The organism is Bradyrhizobium sp. UNPA324, assembly GCF_006658635.1.
In the GTDB taxonomy this organism is placed as follows: domain Bacteria; phylum Pseudomonadota; class Alphaproteobacteria; order Rhizobiales; family Xanthobacteraceae; genus Bradyrhizobium; species Bradyrhizobium nanningense.
Genome location: NZ_LFJD01000004.1, coordinates 1,636,255 through 1,660,702 on the forward strand (window position 1 = coordinate 1,636,255; position 24,448 = coordinate 1,660,702).

Here is a 24,448-nt window from a genome sequence, read left to right on the forward strand (position 1 = left end):
CGGCGTTTCACCCGGGGGCTGTGTCCCCATGTTGTTCCTGCAAAGAGCCAGACCAGTGACCGACCATTGCCGCCTTTGCCATTCGACCAACCTGCGTCCGGTCATCGACCTCGGATTGATGCCGATAGCGCATCGGCTTCGGCATAGCCGAAACGAGCAGGACGAACGGTATCCATTTGAAGTACTCGCCTGCGGCGATTGCGGCCTGCCTCAGATCGTCAAGCCGATCGATCCAGAAATTCTGTATCGCCAGTTCAACTACAATTTCAGCAGTTGGAAACCGGAACCGCATCAGGCGGACGAGCTCGACACCATCGCGAAATTCTCCAAGCATCAGTCCGTGTTCGAGATCGGATGCAACGACGGCCTGTTCATGGACAAGCTGCGCGAACGGGGTGCGAAGACCTTGGTGGGCGTGGAGCCAAATCCCGTGTCGGGCAAGATCGCCCGTGAGCGCGGCATCAAGGTCTATTCCGACATGATCAGCCCGGCGCTGTGTCACGACGCGGTCGCACAGGCCGGCAAGTTCGATCTCGTGGTCTCGCGCCAGGTGCTGGAGCACATCGTCGATTTCGAGAACTTCTTCGACTGCGTCAAGATCGCGCTTAGCGACGACGGACTGCTGTTCATCGACGTGCCTGATTTTGCCCCCGGATCGGCGGCGGGTGACCTCTCCGTCCTATGGGAAGAGCACGTCAGCTATTTCACCGAGCCGACCCTGCTCGCGCTGCTGGCGCGTCACGGCTTCGAGGCGGTGTCGGTGAAGAAATACAATTTCAGCGGCGGCAGCCTCGCGATCGCAGCCCGTCGTGCCACGGGCGTCGTGACGCCGCCCCCCGCGCCATCCGGCGTCGGCGAGAAATTCGGTCAGCGCGCAAGAGAGTATGGCGCACGTCTCCGCCCGATTCTGGCGAAAGCCCGCGCCAACGGTGCGGAGATCGCCATCTACGGCGCCGGCTGCCGCGCCTGCACCTTCACCAACGCCCACGAGCTGGCGGACCTCGTCGACCTCTCGGTCGACGATCAGAAAGAGCGTCAGGGGCTGTTCCTGCCGGGCACCGGCATTCCGATCCGTGCGCCCGAGGACCTCGCCGGCAAGTCGGGTCCGCTCGTCTGTCTTTTGGCCGTAAACCAGGAAAACGAAGCGAAAGTCAGCAGCCGGTTGCGCGAGACCGTGAAGCGTCCGCTGCAGATCGTCTCGATCTTCGCGCCATCCGACATCTGGAGCGAGCTCGATCGTCTCGAGACGGCCGCAGGGTCGAGGCATGGCTGACGAAAAGCTCTTCAACTATTACGAACGCCAGGACGTTCTGCCGACGTTCGGCAATTTCAAATCGTCCACCGAGCTTGAGGCCTACGCCAGCCAGCGGCGCGAGCTATTTTCGGACAAGCTGGCACTGCCGCCCCGGCTGTTCCGCGATGCCGACGTGCTCGAGTTCGGCCCCGATTCCGGCGAGAATGCGCTGGCGTTTGCCGGCTGGGGAGCCAGCATGACGCTCGCCGAACCGAACCGGCTCGCGCATCCGAAAATCGAGGCCTACTTCGCGCATTTCGGGCTGACCCAACGTCTCCGCGAGCTCGCACTGGCCGATGTCGAGGGATTCCGCAGCGACCGCCGTTTTGACATCATCGATGCCGAGGGCTTCATCTACACCGTGCAGCCGAGCAAAAAATGGCTCGGCATATTCCATCGCCTACTCAATCCCGACGGTTACGCCGTCGTGTCCTATTACGAGCGATATGGCGGCTTCTTCGAGCTCGCGCTCAAGGCGATCCATGCGGCCGGCAAGGCACTGACCGGTCGCGCCGCGCTCGAAACGGCGAAGATGCTGTTCGAGCCGAAGTGGAACAGCATCCCGCACACCCGCAGCTTCGAATCCTGGCTGATGGACGTGCTGGAAAACCCTTTCGTTCGGCATCGCTACTTCCTCGACGCGGCGACCTTGTGCACGGCGGCCCATGAACAGGGATTCGACATCCATTCGGCTTGGCCAGCCTATCGCGACAGTCTGGACGTCTACTGGCATAAGAAGGTCCTGTCCGACGACGAGAAGCTGCAGCGCGCGGCCCGCCATCTCGACCGCAGCCGCCTGAGCTTCCTCGGCGGACGAAAGCTCTACCTTGTCGGCGAGGCCGATGCCGTGCAAGCGATCTCGGCATCGATCGAGGCGTTGGTTCTCGACGTCGATGCGATGATTGACGATCCCTTCGCCGAGAGCCTGCCGCGCGTGATCGCGGGTCTCGCGTCCCTGCGCGAGACGATCCGAACGGCAGACATTCTCGCCGACGATGCTGCCGACCTCGAAGCGATCATCGCGACGCTCGACAGTTTCCATCGCATCTTTGGCGCGATCGGGCGACGTGATGCGGCCGCCGTCGCCGCCCTCACCCAGACGGATCCTGCGTTCATCAACACCTGGGGACAGCCAGCGCACTTCCTCGTCATCCGGAAACGCTTCGGAGGATCATAGTCAGTGAGGCCAGGTATTGGCATCATCGGAACGGGTATGGTCGGCCAGATGTGCCACCTCGCCAATTTCGCTGCCAATCCCGCCTGCCGCGTCGTCGCGATCGCCGATCTCAGGCCGGATCTCGCGGCAGCCGCGGCGCAGAAGTTCGGCATCTCGCGGGTCTACGGCACGCACCGGGAGCTGCTTGCGGACAGCGACGTGTCCGCCGTGGTCGTCGTGACGAAGCGGCGCGCCACCGGGCCGATTGTCCTGGATGCACTGAACAGCGGCCGGCACGTGCTGTCGGAAAAGCCGATGGCCTACACGACGGCTCAGGCCGCGTTGCTGGTCGAAGCGGCGCGGCGACAGGATCTCATCTACAGCATCGGTTACATGAAACGGCACGACGCCGGCGTGGCACGCGCGCTGGCCGAGCTGGCGCGTATCCGCGCAGACCAGTCGCTCGGGCGCATCGTCGCGGCGCGAGGCTGGTGCTTCGGCGGCGACACCGGCCGAGCGCAGGACAATTTCGCCATGACCGGCGAAGCACGGCCGGACGGGCTCGAACTCTGGCAGGATGGCCCCGACTGGATGCCGGGCACGATGCGCCCCGGCTACGACAATTTTCTGAACGTCTTCAGCCATATCATCAATCTGGCGCGTTACGTGCTCGGCCAGTCCCCGAGGCTTGCCGAAAGCACCGTGCAGACCTCGAGCGCCGCGCGCATCATGCTCGACTTCGACGGCATCGCATGCCCCCTCGATCTCATGAACGGATCCAAGGGCACCTGGCGCGAGGGACTGGCGATTGATTTCGAGCGCGGCATGCTGACCATCGAATTGCCCGCTCCCTTCGCCGAAGAGGAGGCGCAGGTCATCCTTGATCACGGCGGCGAACGCAGACGGCTGGAGCGTGCAACCAGTTGGGCATTTCGACGTCAGGCCGACGCCTTTGTCTCCGATGTTGCGGAGCGGCGGATACCCCTCGCCTCCGGTGAGGACTCTGTGGTCGATATCGCGCTTGCAGAAGCCGTCTGGAAGCGAGCTATCGGCTAGATGCGGCGGCGTCGTTGGCGCCGTTGAGCGGGATGATTCCGGCGATCGGGCCCACCTTGATCGTGACCTCGGCAAGTTGAGCCAGAAGCTCTGCAGCATCGCAGCGCGCCAGCAAACGGCATGTGTAGTACTTTCGCACCAACGCCCGATCCGACGCAGTCCCAGAGGCCGCGCGCAACAAGATCGTAGCCTGAGGCCCCGACGGATCGAAGTGACGGAATGCAGTTCCCGGAGCAACCCGCTTCTCGGCCATCTCGTAGAGAATATCGGGCCGCTCGGCACGCAAGGCAAACCCGAAGAAAGGCTGATTGCCCCAGGCGAGACGGAGCATGCCCGTGACCTCGGCTAGGCCGAACGGCACGTCTCGCGACGGACGGTCGAAAAAGTGGTCGTCGAGCGCGTAGACGGTGGCCGCGGGCTGCACCCGGTTGGCAAGGCTGCTCGTCAGAGCCTCCTGCTTCAGCGTTCTCGCCTGCAGGAAGACGTAGTCGTTCCACAACATGCCGATCCACAGCATCGTTCCCGATCCGAACAGGATCGCGAAGGCAACGCCAGAGCCGATCCAATGGTCGGCCAGACGCTTGAGCGCGAGCAGCGTCAGCGCCGCCGGAACACCGAACAGCAACAGGTGACGGCTCTCGTAAAAATGTGTGGAAGAGGGTCGCAGGCCGGCGATCAGATAGGGCGACGACAAGGCGAGGAACAGAACCACGGCGAGCGCGAACGGCAAAACGATCACGCGTCTTGATGCAGGCGGCTCCTTGCCGGGACGCAGCGGCAGCACAGTGACGGCGACGAGGACCGCAGCGACGACGAAGGGGGCCGGACTCTGGGAGGCCGCCTGAAAGGCGTGGGTCACGACATCCCTGTAGCCGGCGCCGAAGAACGCCCGCCATCCATTCGCCATTTCGCCGAGCGTGGGGAGATGGGCGCCATAGTGCTGCGCATAGAGACCAATCCGTTTGAACCAGATACTGAGCGCCGCCGCATACACCAGAGGAAGCACGATCAATTCCGGATAGCCCAGAGCGCAACGCCAGGCTGCGTGCCAGGTGCGACGAAGGAAGCCCTCCCCGATCTTTCCGCTCTGCCATTTCGCGACGAACAGCCCAAGCACGACGCAGGCATAGAGCACGACCGTCGAGTTGAGCGCGAAGCTGAGAAGGAACACGAACGCACAAGCGACGCGAAGCGACACAAGCCGCCAGCCTCGGGCGCTGAAAGCGAGGGCCAACAACCAAGCGCCAACGAACAGCAGCCCAAAGCTGAAAACGTAGACGGCGTTGGCCTTGCCCGCCCAAAGCTGATAGCCGGGATACGTCCAGACGATCAGCGCGAAGCCGACCGCTTCGGCGCGATCGAGCAAACCGAGCCGCGTTGCCGTCAGCACCAGACAGGCCGCGCCGAAGACGATTCCGGCAAAGGCCAGCGATACCATCACGGCCACTGGCGCGCCCGTCCAGTTCGCCAGCATGTCGTAACTGTAGAAGATCGGATGACCGGCGCCGTTCAGCAGGAAGCCGATATCGATGAAATAGTCGGGACGCGGCTTGAGCACCAGCCAGTCGTCCATGAAGAGGCCGTCGTTTAGGAGCATCGGCGCATGCGCAGCCAGCAACACAATGAGGAGGACGACTATCGCACGCAGCAATTGGGGGGCATCTCGCACAGAGGGACGGCGCCGGCAAGGCTTCGCACGCCCACCTGACGTCCGCAAGGGCGGGATGAGGGCTCCCTTGACCCGAAAAATACGACCTCCTATAGACTTTCGCTCTGGCTGGGCCTGAGGGGCGTCCGGGACGATTTTCCGCAATGAACATGCTACCGGGCCCGGCGCAAGCCGCTGCGATTGGTCTCAGTATCGCGCTGCCGCTACTGTTGCTGGGCTATGCGCGCATTGCCGCCACTGGCGGATCCGGCCGCCGCTTCCGGCTCGGCTGCGTCAGCGTCGTCACTCTTTATGCGATCGCCTGTATCGCACTTCCCGGTGAACGCCATCTCGACGACGTGCTTGGCGGTATCTTTCTGTTGGCGACGGCGATGATGCTTTGCTACGTCCTTTTCAGCCTGCTGGCCTGGGGCTTTACGCTGACGCTGCTCACGTCACTCGTCAAAGCCGAGCGCCCCCTCACCCTGGAGCAGTGGGCCGTGGCCTACATGCAGGGCGGCGATCTCGGCACCTTCACGCACAACCGCCTGAAACTCCTGGTCGGCGCGGGGATGGTGATCACCGCGGATGGCAGGCTGACCCCGACCCCAAGGGGGGTGGCGGTCGCACGTCTCGTCAAACTTGTTCGTCTGTCGACCGGGCTTGGGTGAGCGGCCGCGATGTCCTTCGTTGTCGGACTACTCGCCGTCGCCGTCTTCGTTCTGATGGCGCCTGCCTTGCAACACCTGGCCCGCGCTCGCAGCTGGTCGCTTGGACCCGTGACCCTGCTCGCGATCGCCGCGGTTGTCTCGCATGGTCTCGGCGTGACGCTCGGCATCCGCGTCGTCCCGCAATTTCAGTATTGGGACGCCGCATCGATTTTCGGGTTTTGCGTCATGGCCTACGTTTTTGCTTTTGGCTCGGTGTACAAATCGGTCTCCCTGGACATTCTGCTTGGCCTCGTCGACCGACCCGAGCGGCGGGCTCCGCTTCCGGATATTGTCGAGCGGCAGGTTCCAGATCTGTTCCAGGGACGAATTAGGGGCCTGATCGACGGCGGGCTGGTCAGGCCGGCCGGCTCACATTTCGAGGCGACGGCGGCGGGCCGGACAATGGCAGGTCGCGTCGGATGGCTGCGCCGGGTCTTCGGTATCGGCGACACCAGCCTCTACGATTTTCCCGACTAGTTGCGCCGAACACACACATATCCCCGGTTTCATGCCGATTGTGGGGACCCGATCTGCGGGCCTCTTATTGTTCGCTCGGCTCAGATGACCTAGACTCGCACGAGGGTTCCACCAGTAAAGAGTGGTCGGTCAACGGCAGCTTGAGATGACACCTTCCAGGGCGGCAAAGAGGCTTACGATCGTCATTCCTGCTCTGAACGAGCAGGACAAGATCGCCGACACCATTGGCGGCGTGCTGCCGCTCGCGCGCGAGCTGCTCGACGATTTCGAGATTTTCCTGATCGACGACGGCAGCACCGACGCCACCGGCGCGATCATGGACGAGTTCGCGGCCGACGAGCCGCGCATCATCGTGCAGCACAATGCCGAACGGCGGGGTGTCGGCGCCGGCTTCGAATACGCCCTGTCGCGCGCGAAATTCGATGCCATCACGCTCATTCCCGGAGATCACGCCTTCCAGAACGAAGGTATTGCCCGGATGTTCAAGGCGGCGGGCGCCGCCGACCTCGTCATTACCTATCGCGACAATCAGTCGGACCGCTCCGTCAATCGCTCGCTGCAGTCGCATTCGCTGCGCTTCATCCTGAACTGCCTGTTCGGCTTCTGGCTGTCCGACTACCACAGCATGATCGTTTACCCCGTGAAATGGCTGCGCCAGATCGCGGTGAAGACCGACGGCTACGGCTATCAGATCTGCGCGTTGATCTCGCTGCTGCAGCTCGGACTCACCTACGTGCAGGTGCCCGTGAGCCTGAACGCGGAGCTGAAGGGCTCATCCCGTGCACTGCGGCTGCATACCTATTTCGAGCTCGGTGGCACCATCGTCTCGCTGCTGCGCCGCGTTCCCATCCGGGACGTCGATCTCAGCCGGGTTCCGACAGACACGGAACGGGCCGCCGCGCGTTAGGCGACGCCTCGCCGGGCCTACAGCTGGACATCAACGGTATGGGCCGGTCGTTGGGGATTCGTCCGTGGGACGCCTTGTCCCTATCCCGCCAGCATCTGATCTAAGCGATTGATTTTACTGGCAGGAGTGGCAGGGCTCGAACCTGCGACCCCCGGTTTTGGAGACCGGTGCTCTACCAATTGAGCTACACTCCTACAGACCCTGCGTCGCCTTAGGATCAGGCGCGCTTTCAAGCACAGAGAGCGGCCGGATTGCAAGGGTGAACCGCGCCGGCTTCGCTTGTTTGTAATGGGGTTTCTGGGCCACAGTCGCTTTCCAACAACGAAGAACAATTGGGAGCGCCCATGACCACTACAGCGACCGCTACCGCCGCCCCACAGGCCACGATCGCAGCCCAGACCCCGCCCTTGCCGGAGGCCCGCCCGGAGACCCTCGGGCTGTCGCGTCCACGCCTCCAGGCCATGTCGGATGCCTTCAAGCGCGAGATCGACAAGGGAACCGTTCCCGGAATCACCGTGCTGGTGGCGAGAGGCGGCCAGGTCGGCTGGTTCGAGGCGCTCGGCAAGCAGAGCCCGGCGGCCGCCGCGCCTATGGCCCGTGATTCGATCTTCCGGATCTTCTCGATGACCAAGCCGATCGTCTCGGTCGGCGTCATGGCGCTGGTCGAGGACGGCCATCTCCTGCTCAGCGACGCCGTCGCCAAATTCATCCCGGAATTCGCCAGCCAGCAGGTCGGCATCGTCAAGGACGGCAAGCTTGAGCTGGTGCCCCCGGCGCGGCCGATGACCGTACAGGACCTGCTCCGCCACACCTCGGGCCTCACTTACGAGCACCAGGGCGACGGCCCCGTGCACAAGCTCTATCAGGAGTCCCGCGTCCGCAGCCGCAAGATCACCAACGCCGAGCATGCCGCACTGGTGGCGAGCTTCCCGCTGGTCTGCCAGCCCGGCGCGGAGTTCAACTACAGCCGCTCCACCGACATCCTCGGCCGCATCATCGAGGTCGTCAGCGGCCAGTCGCTCGGCGCATTTCTCACCGAGCGCGTGCTTGCCCCGCTGCAGATGGCCGAGACCGGCTTTTCGACGTCCGAAGCCAATGCGGGCAGGCTCGCCGAGCCGTTCGCGGCCGATCCCTGGACCGGCGACAAGGTCGCGCTCTTCAATATGCTCGAGCAGCCGGCGATGGAGTCCGGCGGCGGCGGCCTGGTCTCGACCACGATGGACTATGCCCGCTTCTGCCTGATGCTGCGCAATGGCGGCACGCTCGACGGCAACAGGATCATCGGTCGCAAGACGCTGGAGCTGATGGCGTCGGATCACCTCGGGCCGCACGTTCAGATCAACGGCACCCTGCTCTCGCCCGGCCACGGTTTTGGTCTCGGCTTCGCCGTGCGCCGCGAGGCCGGCATCGCGCCCTTCCCCGGCAGCGTCGGCCAGTATTTCTGGAGCGGCATCGCCGGCACCTTCTTCTGGATCGACCCGAAGGAAGACCTGTTCGCGGTGTTCATGAGCCAGGGGCCGGGCCAGCGCGACTACACGCGAACCCTGGTGCGGGATCTGGTTTACGCGGCGGTGGAGTGACGTTGCTCTGTCGCGCAGCGCCTCACCAGTCGCGACACCGCATCCCCACACTCACTGTCATGCCCCGGCTTGACCGGGGCATCCAGTACTCCGCGGCGGATGTGGTGAGAGCCAGCTCTCCAAGGCGGGCCTCTGGGATACTGGATCGCCCGCCTTCGCGGGCGATGACACCGGATGTTGGGGCGGCGTAGTCGCCCTAACCACCCCTTCCCTCGCAACGTCTCAGCTGATCGTCGCGCCGCCGTCGATCACCATGGTCTGACCGGTCATGAAGTCGCCGGCCTTCGAGCCCAGGAACACCGCCGCGCCCGCGATCTCGTCGGGAATGCCGATGCGGAGCAGCGGCGAGCGCGCGGTCGAGGCCTTCAGGTTCTCGGGATTGTCCCACAGCGCTTTCGCAAAGTCGGTCTTGATCAGGCCGGGTGCGATGCAGTTCACGCGGATGTTGTCCTTGCCGTATTCGCAGGCGAGATTGCGCGCGAGCTGCATGTCGGCGGCTTTCGAGATCGCGTAGGCGCCGAGGATGGTCGAGCCCTTGAGGCCGCCGATCGAGGAGACGATGATGATGGAGCCGTCCTTGCGCTCGATCATCTGCGGCACCACCATCGAGATCAGCCAGTTGTTGGCGACGATGTTGTTGTCGAGGATCTTCCTGAACTGATCGTCGGAGATGCCGGCGAGCGGGCCGTAATACGGGTTCGAGGCGGCATTGCAGACCAGCACGTCGATCTTGCCGAAGGCGCGGTTGCTCTCATCGACGAGGTTTTGCAGATTCTCCTTCGACGAGATGTTCGCGGCGACCGCGACCGCGGTGCCTTTGCCGAACTTGTCGTTGATGCCCTTGGCGACCTGCTCGCACACATCGGCCTTGCGCGATGAGATTACGACCTTGGCGCCGTGCTCGGCCATGCGCTCGGCGATCGCGAGCCCGATGCCGCGCGTCGAGCCGGTGATGACGGCGACTTTCCCCTTCATGTCGAACAAGGTCATGTCTCTCTCCCAGATTGATCTTCGTGCTTAATGTCATTCCGGGGCGGTCCGCAGGACCGAACCCGGAATCTCGAGATTCCGGGTTCGATGCTTTGCATCGTCCCGGAATGACAGCTTCCTCAGGCCAGCTTCTTGACTTCCGGCCCCGCCGGCTGGTGCATCGCCGCGTGCGCGTCATCCGCGATCCACGGTTGCTGGTTCACCATCGGCAAGCGCCAGACGCTGCGTTCGGGACTTGCGAAATGATCGAGCCGCGTCACCGAGACGTTGTCGATATCGAAGGCGAGCCCCCGCTCCGGCTGGCCGTCGAGCGCGAGCCCCAGCGCGGCCTTGATGGTGCCGCCATGGGCGACTGCGATGATGTCCTGCCCGGCGGCCTCATTGTTGATCCGCTCGATGGTACGGCGCGTGCGGTGGTAGAGATCCATGAAGCTTTCGCCGCCGGGTGCGGGCTCGTTGATGTCGGCGAACCAGCTTGCACCAACGGGACGGCTGGCAATGAACTGGACGCGGTTCATGCCCTGCCAGCGGCCGAGATTCTGTTCGGCGAGGTCCGCCTCCCATTTCATCGACGCTGGCCGCGGAAAACCGGCCGCCCAGATCGCTTCCGCGGTCTGGTGCGTGCGCATCAGATTGCTCGAATACCAGATTGCGGTGCGTGGCAGCACCTTGGCAACAGCGTTGAACACATAGGTATCGCTGGTGTCGCAGGCGATGTCGCTCTGTCCGTAGATGTTGCCGCCGTCGTTGCGCACCGGCGCATGGCGGACCCACCACCATCGCGTGACGACCACATTGGGCTTGTCTGCACCTGCCATCGAAACCCTTCCATCCCGTTTGATGTCGCTGTACGTCAGTAGCGAACGTGTCTCAAGACACTTTACCGTTTGAAATCTTGTTTGAAATTCCGTCGCGCGGCAAGCGTCGCGCGGGGCACCAAGGGAGAAACGCATGGGCCGCCTGCAAGGCAAATCCGTCATCATCACCGGCGCCGGCAGCGGCATCGGCCGTGCGGCAGCGCACCTCTTCACCAGGGAAGGCGCCAAGCTGATCGCGGTCGATCGCACCGAGGCAGTGAAGGAGACGGTCGAGGAGATCAAGAAAGCCGGCGGTGTCGCCGAGGCCATGCTGGCGGATGCGGGCTCCGAAAAGGACGTCATGGCCGTCATCGACAAGGCGGTGACGACCCACGGCCGGCTCGACGTGGTCTGGGCCAATGCCGGAATCTCCGGCGGACTCGTTCCGATTCCCGAGCAGACCGTGGAGCATTGGCAAGAGGTGCTGCGCGTCAATCTGATCGGGCCGTTCCTCGCGGTGAAGCATGCGATGCCGCACATGGTGAAGCAGCAGTCCGGCGCCATCGTGCTGACTGCATCCGTCGCCGGCCTCAAGGCCGGCGCCAGCGGGCATCCCTACGCGGCGAGCAAGGCGGGCGTGATCAGCCTGGTACAGACCACCGCCTATTCGCTCACCGGCACCGGCGTGCGCATCAACGCGGTGTGCCCGGGCCTGATCGAGACCGGCATGACCAAGCCGATCTTCGACCGCGCCAAGGAGCGCGGCACCCAGGACAAGATCGGCCAGCTCAACCCGCTCAAGCGCCCCGGCCAACCGCACGAGCTCGCGGCGATGGGTCTGTTTTTGGCGAGCGACGAGGCCTCGTATGTGAACGGCCAGGCGTTCCCGGTGGACGGTGGCCTGACGGCCTCGATGCCGTATACGGGCAAGCCGGTTTGACTCTGCCGTGGTCCCGGACGCGCTGCAACGTTCTTGCGTTGCGGCGCAGAGCCGGGACCCAGCAAGCCACGCAGCTCGCTGCCACATGGGCCCCGGCTCTGCAGCGCACCGTCGAACCGGACGATGCTTCGCATCGCCGGGGAGACGCTGCGCTGCGTCCGGGGCACGAGAGCGGAGTATCCGCGCACATCTGCATCTCCAGAATCCCTCCGCGGGGAGACTCTGGATTGCTTCGCTGCGCTCGCAATGACAGAACAAGTGACCTCGGATTGACGCTGCAGCTGACATCTCGATTGCAGACACGTCTTCGCATCCTCGCGGCGCGTTTCGCCCGAGCTTTGCTTGATCTCTTCGCCCCAATTGAAAGAGGGCGCAGGGAAGACCGGGTGCCAGCCGGGCACCCACGGTCCACTGTGCGAAGGTGGCAACAAGAATTTGCACAGCGGCATACAGGTGAAGCCAAGCAACCGGCCTTCCCTGCGCAGTGGTTTTACGGCTTATGTCGTGCTCTCCCCGGGGAGCGATGCACTATTGCCCCCGTCGCCTCATCGGATGACTGATGCGCGTCCCGGTCGGGCCGCGACATCACCGCAAGACTTGACGCACAGACCCCGGGCGTCAGGACCACACGATTTTGCCGTACGCCAGTCACACCGGTCGTGTGCGCGAGGTCTTTCGCTCACGGCTCTCCGCCCTGCAAAAACCCTTCGCGCCGATGCAATCGGCGTCCACCGCCGCCCGGCCCGCGTTCGTGACGATCGCGATACGCCCCTCTTCCTTGGGCCGGGTTGCGCGACACATACGTCATTTCCGAATTTCGGTAAAGTGGAATATTTTTGACGGCGAGCATTGACCCACCGCTGGCGTGTTTTGCCCGTCGGGCAACGCAAGGGAATAGGGGCCGGATCTCGATTTGCCCTACCAGCCGCCACGTTGGTATGGTTCATGCAAGCAACCTCAGCTTCCATAAATCCTGACAAGAACGTGAAAATGCAGAGCTCAAGACCCGACCGCATCCGAAACCTCCTCGCCGACCTCGTGGCCTTCGACACCGTCAGCGACCGCACCAACCTGCCGCTGATTGCCCATATCGAGAGCTACCTGGCCGCACACGGCGTCAAGGGCGAGCGCATCGTCGATGCGACCGGGCAAAAGGCCTCGCTGTGGGTCACGATCGGCCCCGACGACCGTCCCGGCTTCGTGCTATCGGGCCATACCGACGTGGTGCCCGTCGTGGGCCAGGACTGGAGCCATGATCCGTTTAGGCTGATCGAGCGCGACGGCAAGCTCTACGGCCGCGGCACCACCGACATGAAGGGCTTTGTCGCGGTGTGCCTTGCCATGGTGCCGGAGATGAAGGAGGCCAGGCTCGCAACGCCGATTCATCTGGCGATCTCCTATGACGAGGAGATCGGCTGCGTCGGCGTGCGGCCGATGCTACGCGAGGTCGCGAAAAAGAAGATCAAACCGCTCGGCGCCTTCATCGGTGAGCCGACCGAGATGAAGGTGATCATCGGCCACAAGGGCAAGCACGGCGTGCGCGCGACCTTTCGCGGGCTCGCCCGCCATTCCTCGATCGAGCCCGACGGCGTCAACGCGATCGAATATGCGGCCGAGCTGATCGTCGAGATCCGCCGCCGCGCCGTGGCGCTCGCGGCCGCGCGCGCGACGGGCAGCCTCTACGACGTGCCGCATTCGACGCTGCTCACCAGCATCGTGCATGGCGGCGCGGCGCTGAACATCGTGCCTGATACCTGCACCGTCGAGTTCGAATGCCGCGGCATCGGCATCACCGAATCGCGCGAGGTGACGGATGCGATCGTCGCCTGGGCCAAGGCCGAGCTCGAGCCGGCGATGAAGGCGCGGCATCCGGATTGCGGCATCGGCTTTGAGGAAATCCTCGACTATCCCGCCCTCGACACCGCCCCTGACGCGGCGATCGTCACGCTGGCCAAGAGCCTTGCGGGGCGCAACGACCACGCCAAGGTCGCCTTCGGCACCGAAGCCAGCCTGTTCGCGAGCATGGCTGATATCCCATCGGTCGTGATCGGCCCGGGGTCGATCGCGCAGGCGCATACGCCGGATGAGTTCGTGGAGATGGCGGAACTGGAGAAATGCGCAGGGTTCGTGGAGAGACTGATCGCGCATTGTGCAGCGTCGTAACCGGCATCCGCTAAAGAGTCTGGGTCCCGGCTCTGCAGCGCAGCGTTACACGCTGCACCGTCCGGGACACGCCGTAAGCTCGAGTCTCGTGTCCCGGACGCGGTGCGGCACGAAGTGACGCTCCGCAGAGCCGGGACCCAGAACCCTTGGCGACATAGTCGAATTGTGCAATCTTACGTAGCAATACTCCTACGCATAGATTGCATAGACATGCCCTTCTTCGTTTACATCCTCGCGAGCAAACGAAACGGCACCCTTTATGTCGGAGTGACGAACGATCTCCCTCGCCGGATAAGCCAGCACAAGTCCAAACTCATACCGGCTTCACGCAGCAATACGACGTTACTCTGCTGGTCTATTTTGAGACCTGCGAGTCCGTGCTCGAAGCACGCTCGCGCGAACACTCGCTGAAGCGCTGGCGGCGCGCTTGGAAGCTCAAGCTGATCGAACAGCTCAATCCGGATTGGCGCGATCTCACGGATGAGCTGAATACCTTGGCAACATGACTGGGTCCCGGCTCTGCGGAGCAGCACTTCGTGCTGCACCGCGTCCGGGACACGAGACGGAGCGGGACTATATTAGCGTGCCCCCTAAACAAAAAAGCGCGGCCAGCGGCCGCGCCTACGCATTTCCTACACCGCGCCCGCCTTCTGCGCGTAGTCCCATGACGCCTTTGACAGCGGCACGGTGCGCTTGGCTGATTCGAGCGCTTTTGCATTCGCGGCGGTGCCGTCGCGGACGCGGCCGGCGATGCCTTGCGTGATGCCGGCGAGACGGAACAGATTGTAGGCGAAGTACCAGTTGAGATCGGGCACCGTCATCTTGGTGACGTCGCAATAGATCTGCGCCGCCTCTTCCAGGCTCGGGATGTTGAGCGCCTTGAGATCGGCGCCCTCAAGGCCCGGCATGATCCACTGCATCAACAGATAGGTGAAGTCCGCCATGGGATCGCCGAGCGTCGACAGCTCCCAGTCCAGCACGGCCTGCACCCGCGGTTCCGTCGCGTGGAAAATCATGTTGTCGAGGCGATAGTCGCCGTGGACGATCGAGACGCGCGCCTGTTCCGGCACGGTCTTCGGCAGCCATTCGGCGACCTTCTCGAACTCGGGAATGTGCTGCGTCTCGGATGCGCGATACTGCTTGGTCCAGCGGTCGATCTGGCGCGCGAAATAATTGCCTGGTTTGCCGAAGTCGCCGAGGCCGATCGCCGTGGGATCGTACATGTGGAGCTTCGCCAGCGTCTCGATCTTGCTGGTGAAGATCTTGCGGCGATCTTCCGGCGACTGGCTCGGCAGCGTCGGATCCCAGAACACCCGGCCCTCCTCCATCGACATGATGTAGAAGGCGGCGCCGATGACGCTGTCGTCCTGGCACAGCGCATAGGCGTGCGCGACCGGAAAGCCCTGCTTTCCAAGGGCCGCGATCACGCGATATTCGCGATCGACCGCATGCGCCGACGGCAGCAATTTGCCGAACGGCTTTCGGCGCATCACGTAGGAACGGTTCGGCGTGTTGAGCCGGTAGGTCGGATTGGACTGGCCGCCCTTGAACTGGAGGACGACCAGCGGTCCCTCATAGCCTTCGACGTTGTCGCGCAGCCAGGCCTCGAGCCGCATCTCGTCGATGCGATGACGCTCCTCGACCGGCTTGGTGCCCGAGAACTCTTCGTCTTTCCTGACGCCGTCAGCCACGGTGACGCTCCCTCTTCAGTCCGAACATGATCCTAATCGGTAACCGCTCTTGCACTTGCGTCAAGCGGTCATCCGATCACGGATCATGCCCTGTCGTTTCTTAAGTCGGGAGCGCCGCGCGGCCCTCCCTTTTAGTGACTGGAGGAATTTGCATACTTCCGAACCTCAAGTCTGGCAATGGCGCGGTTGTGCACCTCGTCCGGACCGTCGGCGAGACGGAGCGTGCGGATGTGGGCGTAGTCCTTGGCAAGACCGGCCTCGTCCGACACACCGGCGCCGCCAAAGGCCTGGATCGCCTCGTCGATGATCTTGAGCGCCATATTGGGCGCTGCGACCTTGATCATGGCGATCTCGGCCTGCGCGGTCTTGTTGCCGACCTTGTCCATCATGTCGGCGGCCTTGAGGCACAGAAGACGCGTCATCTCGATGTTGGTGCGGGCTTCGCCGATGCGCTGTTCCCACACCGAGTGCTCGACGATCTTCTTGCCGAAGGCGGTGCGCGAGGACAGACGCTTCACCATCTTCTCCAGCGCCTCCTCGGCCTTGCCGATGGTGCGCATGCAGTGATGGATGCGGCCGGGTCCGAGGCGTCCCTGCGCGATCTCGAAGCCGCGGCCTTCGCCGAGCAGGATGTTTTCCTTGGGCACCCGCACGTTGTCGAGCAGAACCTGGGCGTGCCCGTGCGGCGCGTCGTCGAAGCCGAACACCGGCAGCATCTTCTCGACCTTGATGCCGGGGGTGTCGAGCGGAACCAGGATCTGCGACTGCTGCTGGTGCTTGGCCGCCTTGAAATCGGTCTTGCCCATCAGGATCGCGATCTTGCAGCGGGGATCGCCGACGCCGGACGACCACCATTTGCGGCCGTTGATGACGTAGTGGTCACCGTCGCGCTCGATGCGGGTCTCGATATTGGTGGCGTCCGACGAAGCCACCGCCGGTTCCGTCATCAGGAAGGCCGAGCGGATCTCGCCGTCCATCAGCGGGCGCAGCCATTTGCGCTTCTGCTCCTTGGTGCCGTAGCGGATGAACACTTCCATGTTGCCAGTGTCGGGCGCGGAACAGTTGAACACTTCCGAGGCCCAGGTGACGCGGCCCATCTCTTCCGACAGCAGCGCGTATTCGAGATTGGTCAGTCCCGCGCCGCGGAATTCATCGTCCTCATGCTCGGACGGCGGCATGAACATGTTCCAGAGGCCTTCGGCCTTCGCCTTCTTCTTGAGGTCCTCAAGGATCGGGATCACCTTCCAGCGCTCGCCGGCGTGATCCTGCTGGTCGTAGATCGGCACCGCCGGGCGCACGTGCTTGGCCATGAAGGACCGCACGCGGTCGAGCCATTCCTTCTGCTTGGGGGACAGATCGAAATCCATGGGACGCTCCTCGTCTCTCTCTCTCTTGCGAACCTGTTGGCTTCGTGGGCCTGTTTTTCGCCGGACTGTCCATCCGCTGCGTGCAGCCCGCAAGCGCGGGCTGGCGGACGTTTCGGAACCACCCTCGAGTTGCGAACGAGTCCTGATTGCGGATTGACATCTCCGGCCTTCAAACGATAGTTTCATACAACTGTTTGAATTGCAACTCCCTCCCTTCGGGACATTCATGGCCAGCGATCATACGAGATCTGCCATTCTGACCGCCGCCGAACGGCTCTATGCCGATCGCGGTTTCAGTGACGTGACGCTGCGCGACATCGTCGCGGAGGCAGGCGTCAACCTGGCGGCGGTGAACTATCATTTCGGCTCGAAGGACGAGTTGATCGCGGAATTATTTGTCACCCGCTCGATCGCCACCAACCGCGAGCGCCTGCGTGAATTGAAGGCGGCGGAGGAGCAAGGCGGCGGCCGCGCACCGATCGAGGTGATCCTGCGCGCCCTGGTCGGGCCGACATTGCGTGGCTGCCTGGGCCCAGAGAACCAGCGGTCGACCGCGGCACGCTTCATGATCCGCGCCTCGATCGAATCCGTGCCGCCGATCCGCCGCATCAAGAACCGCGAGATCGACCATTTGCGGAAATTCGCCGGCGCGATGCGCCGCGCCCTGCCCGAGCGCAGCGACGTCGATATTTACTGGGGCCTCAACTTCGCGCTCGCGATGGCGCACCACACCATCCGCGAGAGCGAGCGGCTGACAAAACTGTCGGAAGGCAAATGCGATCTCGACGACGTCGAGGACGTCGTCGCGCGCGTGGTCAGCGTGGCGACGATGGCGCTGACGGCGGGCAAAGCGGAGACGAAGACAGCGGCACGGGTGGCCGCGCGCTAACCTCACATCATCGCGATGCAGTCGATCTCGACGTCGAAGGGGCCGAACCATTCCGGCGTGCAGATGAAGATCCGCGCCGGCGGATCTGTCGGGAAATAGCGGGCGTAGACCGCGTTGAACGTGGCGAAGTGTTTTGTCGAGGTGCAGTAGACGTTGCACTTCATGACGTCGTCGAGCGAGGCGCCGGCCGCCTCGAGGCACAGCTTCATCTGCTCCATGATGAGCTCGCTCTGCCGCTCGATGCCCATCCCGCGGATCTCGCCCGTCTCGGGGTCGAACGGCGGCAGGCCGGCGACGAAGATCATATTGCCGGCACGTGTCACCGGCGAAGTCGGCGCCTTCACGCGATCGAGAAAGGACGAGATCGGTTCGACGCGGAGCGCTTCGCGCTTCATGGCGGCACCTTCGGTTCGAGCGAAACTGCCGGCTGACTTACATCATATCGCAGCCGGCATGTTTCGCTTCTGACCGAAGTGTGGTTGGAACGGCGGGTTAGGCCCGCTGCGGCATCTCCTCGGCCTCTTCCTTGGCGAGCAGCAGCAGCATCTCGATGCCCATCTCGCCTTCCTGCGGCGAGCGGATGAACTTGATCTCGTCGGCACTTTGCCGCAGCGCGGCAATGATGGCGACAGCCTGATTGGCGGTGGCCGCCTCGGTCGCCAGAATGGCCTTCTGGTCCTTCGCCTGGAACCCGATCGTGTAGGACATTTACTTCCCTCCCCGAACTCAAGTGCAGAGATCGAATCAGAGTCTCGGGCGGAACGGAAGCCTGTGCGACTACGGTCCGTGATTATCTGGGGATTGCGCGCAAGCCTCAGGCAAGGTCGAGCATCGCCCGCGCGTCTTCGTCGGCCGCCGCTTTGCGGCGAGCCACCCTCTCCCGCAACGGAAGAGGGTAAGGGCGCGCTCGCCGCTTCGCAACGCCTAGATGATCCCCTGCTGCTTCAGCTCCTCGATCTTGCCGGCATCATAGCCGAGCTTGCCGCCGAGCACCTCATTTGTGTGCTCGCCGAGCAGCGGCGGGGCGCGGTATTCGATGATGGGGGTGCCCGAGAGGGTGAGTGCGTTGCGGATCAGCGAGAGCTCGGGCTCGAACTTGTGCTGGGTCTTGACCCGCATGCCGCGCGACTGCACGTGCGGATCGGAAAACACCTGCTCGAAATTGTTGATCGGGCCTGAGGGCACGCCGGCCTCCTCCAGCTTTTCCAACCAGTAGGCCACCGGCTTCTTCAGGAACAGGCCGGCGAAGATCGCCATGATCTCCTTGCCGTGCACGACGCGGTCGTTGTTCCTGAGGAAGCGCGGATCGTTCGCCAGATCCGGCTCGCCGAGCACGGCGCAGGTGCGCTGGAACTGGCCGTCATTGCCGACCACCAGCATCAATTCGCCGTCGGTGCAGCGAAACACGCCGGCCGGCATGCCGCCATTGCCCCAGGTGCCGCGCCGCGGCGGCGTCTTGCCGTTGACGAGGTAGATCTGCAGCCAGTGCGAAAGCGACGCGATCACGGTGTCGAACAGGCAGACGTCGATGTGCTGGCCCTGCCCCTCATTGACGTCGCGATGGTAGAGCGCGGAGAGAATTCCGATCGACGTGTTCATGCCGGTCATGTAGTCGACGATGGACGGACCGACCTTCATCGGGCCCTCGCCCGGCTCGCCATCCATATGGCCGGTGACGCTCATCAGGCCGCCCATCGCCTGCAGGATGGCGTCATAGCCGGCGCGCGGCGCGTAGGGTCCGGTCTGGCCGAAGCCGGTCACCGAGCAATAGATGATGCCGGGGTTGACCGCCTTGATCGTCTCGTAGTCGAGGCCGTAGCGCTTGAGATCGCCGACCTTGTAGTTCTCCATGAAGACGTCGACGTCCTTGGCGAGCTCGCGGATGATCGCCTGCCCCTCGGGCTTGGCGATGTTGACGGTGACCGACTTCTTGTTGCGGTTGGCGCAGAGGTAAAAGGAATTGTTGTTGTTGGCCTTTCCTTCGGGATCGGTCAGGTAAGGCGGCCCGAAGGCGCGCGCGTCGTCGCCGGTGCCCGGCCGCTCGATCTTGATCACCTCCGCGCCGAGATCGCCCAGCATCTGGGCCGACAAAGGCCCGGCCAGCACGCGGGTGAGGTCAAGGATCTTGATGCCTGAGAGCGGCAAGGCCGACATATCGATTTCCTCCGGGGAACTGATCTTGGAGTTGATTTTGGCGCGGCGGCTCGAAGCGGCCCGCGCCCCTGCCGATACCACCATTTTGGCGCGCTGAGCACTGCACTGGCGGCATACGGCCATTTCCTACTGGGCACAGAGGACATTGCCCATCAGTACTTTCCGCGCCGCGAATATTGGCTCATCGGCTCAAAGTCACGGTCGCCGCCACCACCCGCGGCCGTCGCCGTCCGAGCAAGACCAGGATCAGCACGGTCGCGCAGGAGAACAGCAGCGTGAGACCGAGCGCGCCGCGGCTGCCGAATTCGGTGAGCAGGCCGACCAGGAGCGGCGGCGAGATCGCGGAGGCGAGATTGAGCGGCAGCGCGATCATCGACATCGCCTTGGCGAACTCGGCCTGGTCGTAGAATACGAGCGGGATGGTGGCCCGTGCCACCGCCATCGCACCGCTGCCGGCGCCATAGAGCAGGATGAAGACCGCAACCGCCCAGGTCGCCCCCTCGCTCATCATCAGCAGCAGCATGGCCAATGGCAGCGCCGTGCCGGCGACGAGCCCGGTCGTGATTCCGTCCCACCGCCCGCCGCCGAGAAGATCCAGCCCGCGGGCGCTGACCTGGATCACGCCGAGCATCGAGCCGAAGGCCAGTGCCTGCGCCGGCGCCAGCCCCTCCGCCCTCAAGAGCTCGATCAAGATGGCGCTGATGCCGAAATTGACGAAGGCGTTCAGCGTGATCGCGGCGACGACGAGGCCGAAGGTGCTCCTCGGAATCGCGGGCGGCGGCGGCGACTTGACCGGCTCGCCCGCACCATCCCCCACGACCTTCCGGCGTGGCGCGAGGAACGCATAAAGCGGCAGGCTGACGACGAGCATCATCGCGGCATAGACCAGGCACGTCCCCCGCCAGCCGAGGTGACCGCTCAGGAACGAAGTCGTCGGCCAGAAGATGCTGCTGGACAGGCCCGTCACCAGCATCAAGGCCCCGATCGCGTTCTTGGCCTGCCGCCCGGCGATCTCGTTCAGCATGATATAGGCGCCGGTCGACAGCGTGGCGCTGCCGGCGACGCCTAGAACGATCCAGGCCGCGAAATAGAGCATCGGCTCGCGCGCGAGGGACAGCAGCACGAAGCCCGGCGCGGTGACGATTGTGCCGACCATCATGACTGTCCGTGCGCCATGTCGTGCAAACGATCTGGCGAGCCACGGCGCGCAGAGGCCCATCGAGACATAGAGAACGGATGTCCCGGCGAATACCGCCGGCAGGCTCATGCCGAGATCGGCGGCGAGATCGCGCCCGACGATGGCAGGAAGCCCGATCGTGCCCCATCCGATCAGTTGCGTGATCGCGAGCACCAGCAGGACGCCGATCAGCCTGCTGTCAGATTTCAAGAAGCGCATTCCAAACGTTCGCCTGCCTGCCAGGCGCAGATCGCGCCGGCTCACATCTCTTAGCGGCAGATCGCGGGATCGAGGAATGTAAGTTCCGAATGGTAAGAAGCCGCATTCGCAGAGCCGAAGAAGCCCCGTCCGATTGACACGGACTATTCTCTGGTCCATTTTGTGGAAACTCAAAAAGGGACAATGAGATGCGAGTCTCCGTCACCGAGGCCAAGGGACAATTGACCGATCTCGTCCGCCGTGCAGAAGCCGGCGACGAGGTGATCTTGACGCGACACGGACATCCTGCGGTGCGGCTCGTTCCGATCAAGCTTCCGCCGGACCTTACGACGCGCCGCGCAGTGCTCGAGGCTGCGCGCAAGAACGGCGCAGCCAAAGCTCTTCCCGGCCCGGATGCGGCCCACAGTCAGGACTTTCTTTTTGGTGACGACGGACTGCCGGAATGATCGCGGTCGATACGTCGGCACTCATGGCAATCGTGCTCGACGAGCCGCAAGCCAATGCCTGCATCGCTGCTCTGGAGAGCGCTGACGAAATCCTGATCTCGGCCGCCACCGCTGCCGAGAGCCTGATCGTCGCTGCGCGCCGCGGCGTGCAAGAAGAGATGCAGAACCTGATCGCAAATCTCGGCTTCAACGTGATCTCGGTGACCAGAGCCTCCGCTGAGCGCGTAGCGCAGATCTACTCACGTTGGGGCCGAGGAATCCACCCTGCCGGCCTCAACTTTGGCGACTGCTTCGCTTACGATGTCGCAAAGGAGAATGGCTGCGCGCTGCTCTATGTCGGCGATGACTTTGCACAGACTGATATTACCGCGGCAGTGTAAGTCGAGCGTGAAGCGCTGCGGTGTCTTGCGCGCCGGATTCAAAGAGCTGAGAGCTCGCCCGCCGCAATCACGCGGTGTGGCCGGGATCGACCTGCTTCGGCGTCTTCTTGTCGCGCTGCGGGGTCATCTTGGCCGGATCAGGCGCACCGGGCACGCCGCGGGGACCCAGCTGGTCGCGCTGGATGTCGTCCTCGGAGCGGGATGGCTCGACGCCGTTGGGCTCACGGGGCTTGGTCATCGCGGCTTCCTTCCCAAACGCTGTTCCGCGTTTCGGTCCTAGACGCCGAGCGCGTTGTCGCCGGCTTCGCGGCCGGGCACGCTGACGTGGACTTCATGTCCCTCACGCAGCGCGAGGGATGCTGCGGCGACCGCCGACTCGAATGCAGCTTCCTTGGTGGCGTATTTGCTCTTGACGTCGCCGTCGTGCAGCACGCCCCATTCGTCCTGCACCGGCACGATGGCATATTGAGCAAGGCCCATTGTCCAACTCCTAAATTGGGTTTCAGAAACCGTCTGCCCAATAACGCGCTGGCAGCCTTAACGTTGCGTCAGTTGCGGATGGGTCGCACTCACCCGCCACACCGTGTTGCCGCTGTCGTCTGCGACCAGCAAGGCGCCGGACTTGTCAATGGCAACGCCGACGGGGCGGCCGCGCGCCTGGTTGGCGCTGTTCAGGAAGCCGGTGACGACGTCCTGCGCCGGTCCGCTCGGCTTGCCATCCGCGAACGGCACGAACACGACCTTGTAGCCGTTGAGCACCCGCCTGTTCCAACTGCCGTGCTCACCGACGAAGGCGCCGCCGCGATAAGCGGCCGGCAGGCTGGATCCGGTATTGAACACCATCCCGAGCGGAGCGACATGCGAGCTCAGCGCATAATCCGGCATGATCGCCTTGGCGACGAGATCCGGCCGCTGCGGCTTGACGCGAGGATCGACGTGCTGGCCGTAATAGCTGTAGGGCCAGCCGTAAAAGCCGCCGTCCTTCACCGAGGTCATGTAGTCGGGCACGAGATCAGGACCGAGTTCGTCGCGCTCGTTCACCACCGTCCACAGCGCGCCGGTCTGCGGCTCGAAGCTGAGACCGTTGGGATTACGCAGGCCGCTTGCAAACACGCGCCAGCGGCCGCTGGCGCGGTCGACCTCGAGGATGGCGGCGCGATTGTGCTCGGCCTCCATGCCGTTCTCGGTGATGTTGCTGTTGGAGCCGACGCCGGCATAGAGCTTCGAGCCGTCGGGACTGGCGATCAGGCTCTTGGTCCAGTGATGGTTGATCGGCCCGCCCGGCAGCGGCGTCAGCACCGTGCCCGGCGCGGTGATCTTGGTATCACCTTCCGTGTAAGGATATCTGACGATCGCATCGGTATTGGCGACATAGAGGTCGTTGCCGACCAGCGCGATACCGAACGGCGAATTGAGATGGTCCAGGAAGACGCTTTGCGTATCCGGCACGCCGTCGCCATTGCTGTCGCGCAGCAGCGTGATGCGGTTGCCCGGCCCGGTGTCGTTGCCGCCCGAGGTCGCCCAGGACTCGATATATCCCATGACGATCTCCTTGGGTCGCTTGATTCCGGCCCCCTTCGGCGCCTTGGATTCCGCCACCAGCACGTCGCCATTGGGCAGCACGTAGAGGAAACGCGGATGCTGCAGGCCGGTCGCGAAGGCCTTGATCTGCAGCCCCTCCGCCACAGCCGGCGTCTCGTCCTTCTTCCAGCCGACGATGCGGGCGATGTGCACCGGCGGCAGCAGATATTGCTGGATGTCGGGAAGTTTTGGGTTGGCCCCGATTTGCGCCTTGGGGTCACCGCTGCCGTCATCGCAAGCGGCCAAAAGCAGCAGCGAAGAGCACAGCAGCGCGCGGGCAATTGAGACCATCATCGCGCAACTCCCACGCCGTGGCGATAGACCATGGCCCAGCCGAGCCAGCCTGTGACGGGCAGGATCAGCACGGTGATCACGGACAGAACGAGCCCGGTCGGCCACACCGAGGTCCAGGCATCGCGGGTATGGATCAGCGCGTTGACGATGGCGAGGACCAGCGCCAGGGCGTTTCCGATCAGATGCGGCCACGCCGGCGTCTGCGCCCGCACCAGGCGGTTGCCGAGGAAATCAATCAGGCCCGCGATCGCCGCCAGCACGCCGAAGATGACGCCGGCGAGCAGAAGCCAGGCGGAAAAATCCGCCCACATGATCTCGGCGCTGGCGACATAGGCGATGTCGGTCAGCAGCGCCCCGACGAAGCACGCGATCGGTATCGGCACCAGCATCGGATGAATGGGATGACCCGCGATCTGCGCGGTGGTGCGCACGCGCACGTCTTGCTGCACGGTCGGCCTCGTGTGACTTTCGGTCCTGCCCGACCGGCCAACTCGTCCGCGATGCGATGGTTCCTAGAACATCCGCGTGACCC

25 protein-coding genes, 1 tRNA gene and 1 pseudogene are annotated in these 24,448 nt (G+C 63.8%); 13 read left to right on the forward strand and 14 right to left on the reverse strand.

Annotation, left to right across the window (positions count from 1 at the left end; genetic code table 11):
* The first annotated feature begins 55 nt into the window (after positions 1-55).
* From UNPA324_RS08035 to UNPA324_RS08045, 3 genes are read left to right on the forward strand one after another with little or no spacing between them, the layout of a single operon-like run.
* Positions 56-1,273 (forward strand): class I SAM-dependent methyltransferase, encoded by a 1,218-nt coding sequence (locus UNPA324_RS08035; protein ID WP_181769329.1) that lies wholly within the window; start codon positions 56-58, stop codon positions 1,271-1,273.
* The gene (locus UNPA324_RS08040; protein ID WP_141934327.1) at positions 1,266-2,471 is read left to right on the forward strand and encodes a class I SAM-dependent methyltransferase; all 1,206 of its coding nucleotides are present in this window, start codon (positions 1,266-1,268) and stop codon (positions 2,469-2,471) included. The genes UNPA324_RS08035 and UNPA324_RS08040 overlap by 8 nt, the downstream gene beginning before the upstream one ends.
* Before the next feature lie 3 nt (positions 2,472-2,474).
* Positions 2,475-3,506: a Gfo/Idh/MocA family protein gene (locus UNPA324_RS08045; RefSeq protein WP_141934328.1), complete on the forward strand. Its 1,032-nt coding sequence runs from the start codon at positions 2,475-2,477 to the stop codon at positions 3,504-3,506.
* On the opposite strand, the gene UNPA324_RS08050 is transcribed toward UNPA324_RS08045, so the two are convergent.
* Entirely contained in the window at positions 3,496-5,079 is a 1,584-nt protein-coding gene (locus tag UNPA324_RS08050; RefSeq protein WP_246667139.1) for a hypothetical protein, read from the reverse strand. The genes UNPA324_RS08045 and UNPA324_RS08050 overlap by 11 nt on opposite strands.
* Positions 5,080-5,318: 239 nt before the next feature.
* Here UNPA324_RS08050 and UNPA324_RS08055 point away from each other — a divergent pair, with 239 nt between their 5' ends.
* The 3 genes from UNPA324_RS08055 (at position 5,319) to UNPA324_RS08065 (ending at position 7,248) form a co-directional block, all read left to right on the forward strand.
* Entirely contained in the window at positions 5,319-5,825 is a 507-nt protein-coding gene (locus UNPA324_RS08055) for a hypothetical protein (RefSeq protein ID WP_141934330.1), read from the forward strand.
* A gap of 9 nt (positions 5,826-5,834) precedes the next feature.
* A complete protein-coding gene (locus UNPA324_RS08060; protein ID WP_141934331.1) occupies positions 5,835-6,341 on the forward strand; it encodes a hypothetical protein in 507 nt (168 codons plus the stop codon).
* 145 nt (positions 6,342-6,486) lie between these two features.
* On the forward strand, positions 6,487-7,248 hold the full coding sequence (locus UNPA324_RS08065; protein WP_141934332.1) for a glycosyltransferase family 2 protein: 762 nt from the start codon (positions 6,487-6,489) through the stop codon (positions 7,246-7,248).
* Between the two features lie 118 nt (positions 7,249-7,366).
* Here UNPA324_RS08065 and UNPA324_RS08070 read toward each other — a convergent pair.
* Positions 7,367-7,442, reverse strand: a tRNA-Trp gene (locus UNPA324_RS08070).
* 150 nt (positions 7,443-7,592) lie between these two features.
* Between UNPA324_RS08070 and UNPA324_RS08075 the strand changes: the two genes are divergently transcribed.
* Positions 7,593-8,828 (forward strand): serine hydrolase domain-containing protein, encoded by a 1,236-nt coding sequence (locus UNPA324_RS08075; protein WP_141934333.1) that lies wholly within the window; start codon positions 7,593-7,595, stop codon positions 8,826-8,828.
* 222 nt (positions 8,829-9,050) lie between these two features.
* Here UNPA324_RS08075 and UNPA324_RS08080 read toward each other — a convergent pair whose 3' ends face one another.
* Both UNPA324_RS08080 and UNPA324_RS08090 read right to left on the reverse strand, forming a co-directional pair.
* Entirely contained in the window at positions 9,051-9,818 is a 768-nt protein-coding gene (locus UNPA324_RS08080; RefSeq protein WP_141934334.1) for an SDR family NAD(P)-dependent oxidoreductase, read from the reverse strand.
* 119 nt (positions 9,819-9,937) lie between these two features.
* Positions 9,938-10,636, reverse strand: coding sequence for a histidine phosphatase family protein (locus UNPA324_RS08090; RefSeq protein WP_181769330.1), 699 nt, complete (start codon positions 10,634-10,636; stop codon positions 9,938-9,940).
* Positions 10,637-10,769: 133 nt separating this feature from the next.
* Here UNPA324_RS08090 and UNPA324_RS08095 point away from each other — a divergent pair, with 133 nt between their 5' ends.
* The 3 genes and pseudogenes from UNPA324_RS08095 (at position 10,770) to UNPA324_RS08110 (ending at position 14,224) form a co-directional block, all read left to right on the forward strand.
* Positions 10,770-11,555 (forward strand): SDR family NAD(P)-dependent oxidoreductase, encoded by a 786-nt coding sequence (locus UNPA324_RS08095; protein ID WP_128919601.1) that lies wholly within the window; start codon positions 10,770-10,772, stop codon positions 11,553-11,555.
* 990 nt (positions 11,556-12,545) lie between these two features.
* Positions 12,546-13,718 carry an acetylornithine deacetylase gene (gene argE, locus UNPA324_RS08105; RefSeq protein WP_141934335.1) on the forward strand — a complete coding sequence of 391 codons (1,173 nt, stop codon included), beginning with the start codon at positions 12,546-12,548 and terminating at the stop codon, positions 13,716-13,718.
* 210 nt (positions 13,719-13,928) lie between these two features.
* Positions 13,929-14,224, forward strand: a pseudogene (locus UNPA324_RS08110) (GIY-YIG nuclease family protein).
* 126 nt (positions 14,225-14,350) lie between these two features.
* Here UNPA324_RS08110 and UNPA324_RS08115 read toward each other — a convergent pair.
* Positions 14,351-15,409, reverse strand: coding sequence for a phosphotransferase family protein (locus UNPA324_RS08115; protein WP_141934336.1), 1,059 nt, complete (start codon positions 15,407-15,409; stop codon positions 14,351-14,353).
* A gap of 131 nt (positions 15,410-15,540) precedes the next feature.
* Positions 15,541-16,776 (reverse strand): acyl-CoA dehydrogenase family protein, encoded by a 1,236-nt coding sequence (locus UNPA324_RS08120; RefSeq protein WP_128919598.1) that lies wholly within the window; start codon positions 16,774-16,776, stop codon positions 15,541-15,543.
* Positions 16,777-17,002: 226 nt separating this feature from the next.
* On the opposite strand from UNPA324_RS08120, the gene UNPA324_RS08125 reads away from it, so the two are divergent.
* On the forward strand, positions 17,003-17,665 hold the full coding sequence (locus UNPA324_RS08125; RefSeq protein ID WP_141934337.1) for a TetR/AcrR family transcriptional regulator: 663 nt from the start codon (positions 17,003-17,005) through the stop codon (positions 17,663-17,665).
* 2 nt (positions 17,666-17,667) lie between these two features.
* Here the strand turns inward: UNPA324_RS08125 and UNPA324_RS08130 are convergent, their stop codons facing one another.
* The 4 genes from UNPA324_RS08130 to UNPA324_RS08145 form a co-directional block, all read right to left on the reverse strand.
* The gene (locus UNPA324_RS08130) at positions 17,668-18,060 is read right to left on the reverse strand and encodes a RidA family protein (protein WP_141934338.1); all 393 of its coding nucleotides are present in this window, start codon (positions 18,058-18,060) and stop codon (positions 17,668-17,670) included.
* A gap of 97 nt (positions 18,061-18,157) precedes the next feature.
* Positions 18,158-18,373 carry a hypothetical protein gene (locus UNPA324_RS08135; RefSeq protein ID WP_036010888.1) on the reverse strand — a complete coding sequence of 72 codons (216 nt, stop codon included), beginning with the start codon at positions 18,371-18,373 and terminating at the stop codon, positions 18,158-18,160.
* 216 nt (positions 18,374-18,589) lie between these two features.
* Positions 18,590-19,819, reverse strand: a complete 1,230-nt coding sequence (locus UNPA324_RS08140) for a CaiB/BaiF CoA transferase family protein (protein WP_141934339.1) — start codon at positions 19,817-19,819, stop codon at positions 18,590-18,592.
* Positions 19,820-20,000: 181 nt separating this feature from the next.
* Positions 20,001-21,215, reverse strand: a complete 1,215-nt coding sequence (locus UNPA324_RS08145) for an MFS transporter (RefSeq protein ID WP_141934340.1) — start codon at positions 21,213-21,215, stop codon at positions 20,001-20,003.
* Positions 21,216-21,403: 188 nt separating this feature from the next.
* Here UNPA324_RS08145 and UNPA324_RS08150 point away from each other — a divergent pair, with 188 nt between their 5' ends.
* On the forward strand, positions 21,404-21,661 hold the full coding sequence (locus UNPA324_RS08150; RefSeq protein WP_128919593.1) for a type II toxin-antitoxin system Phd/YefM family antitoxin: 258 nt from the start codon (positions 21,404-21,406) through the stop codon (positions 21,659-21,661).
* Positions 21,658-22,041, forward strand: coding sequence for a type II toxin-antitoxin system VapC family toxin (locus UNPA324_RS08155; protein WP_141934341.1), 384 nt, complete (start codon positions 21,658-21,660; stop codon positions 22,039-22,041). Before UNPA324_RS08150 ends, UNPA324_RS08155 begins: the two co-directional genes overlap by 4 nt.
* Before the next feature lie 67 nt (positions 22,042-22,108).
* Here the strand turns inward: UNPA324_RS08155 and UNPA324_RS35060 are convergent, their stop codons facing one another.
* From UNPA324_RS35060 to UNPA324_RS08170, 4 genes are read right to left on the reverse strand one after another with little or no spacing between them, the layout of a single operon-like run.
* A complete protein-coding gene (locus UNPA324_RS35060; RefSeq protein ID WP_164936275.1) occupies positions 22,109-22,279 on the reverse strand; it encodes a hypothetical protein in 171 nt (56 codons plus the stop codon).
* Between the two features lie 38 nt (positions 22,280-22,317).
* Positions 22,318-22,521: a hypothetical protein gene (locus tag UNPA324_RS08160; RefSeq protein ID WP_128919591.1), complete on the reverse strand. Its 204-nt coding sequence runs from the start codon at positions 22,519-22,521 to the stop codon at positions 22,318-22,320.
* A 57-nt stretch (positions 22,522-22,578) separates the two neighbouring features.
* Positions 22,579-23,916, reverse strand: coding sequence for a PQQ-dependent sugar dehydrogenase (locus UNPA324_RS08165; protein WP_141934342.1), 1,338 nt, complete (start codon positions 23,914-23,916; stop codon positions 22,579-22,581).
* On the reverse strand, positions 23,913-24,365 hold the full coding sequence (locus UNPA324_RS08170) for a DUF2231 domain-containing protein (protein WP_128919589.1): 453 nt from the start codon (positions 24,363-24,365) through the stop codon (positions 23,913-23,915). The genes UNPA324_RS08165 and UNPA324_RS08170 overlap by 4 nt, the downstream gene beginning before the upstream one ends.
* Positions 24,366-24,448: the final 83 nt, after the last annotated feature.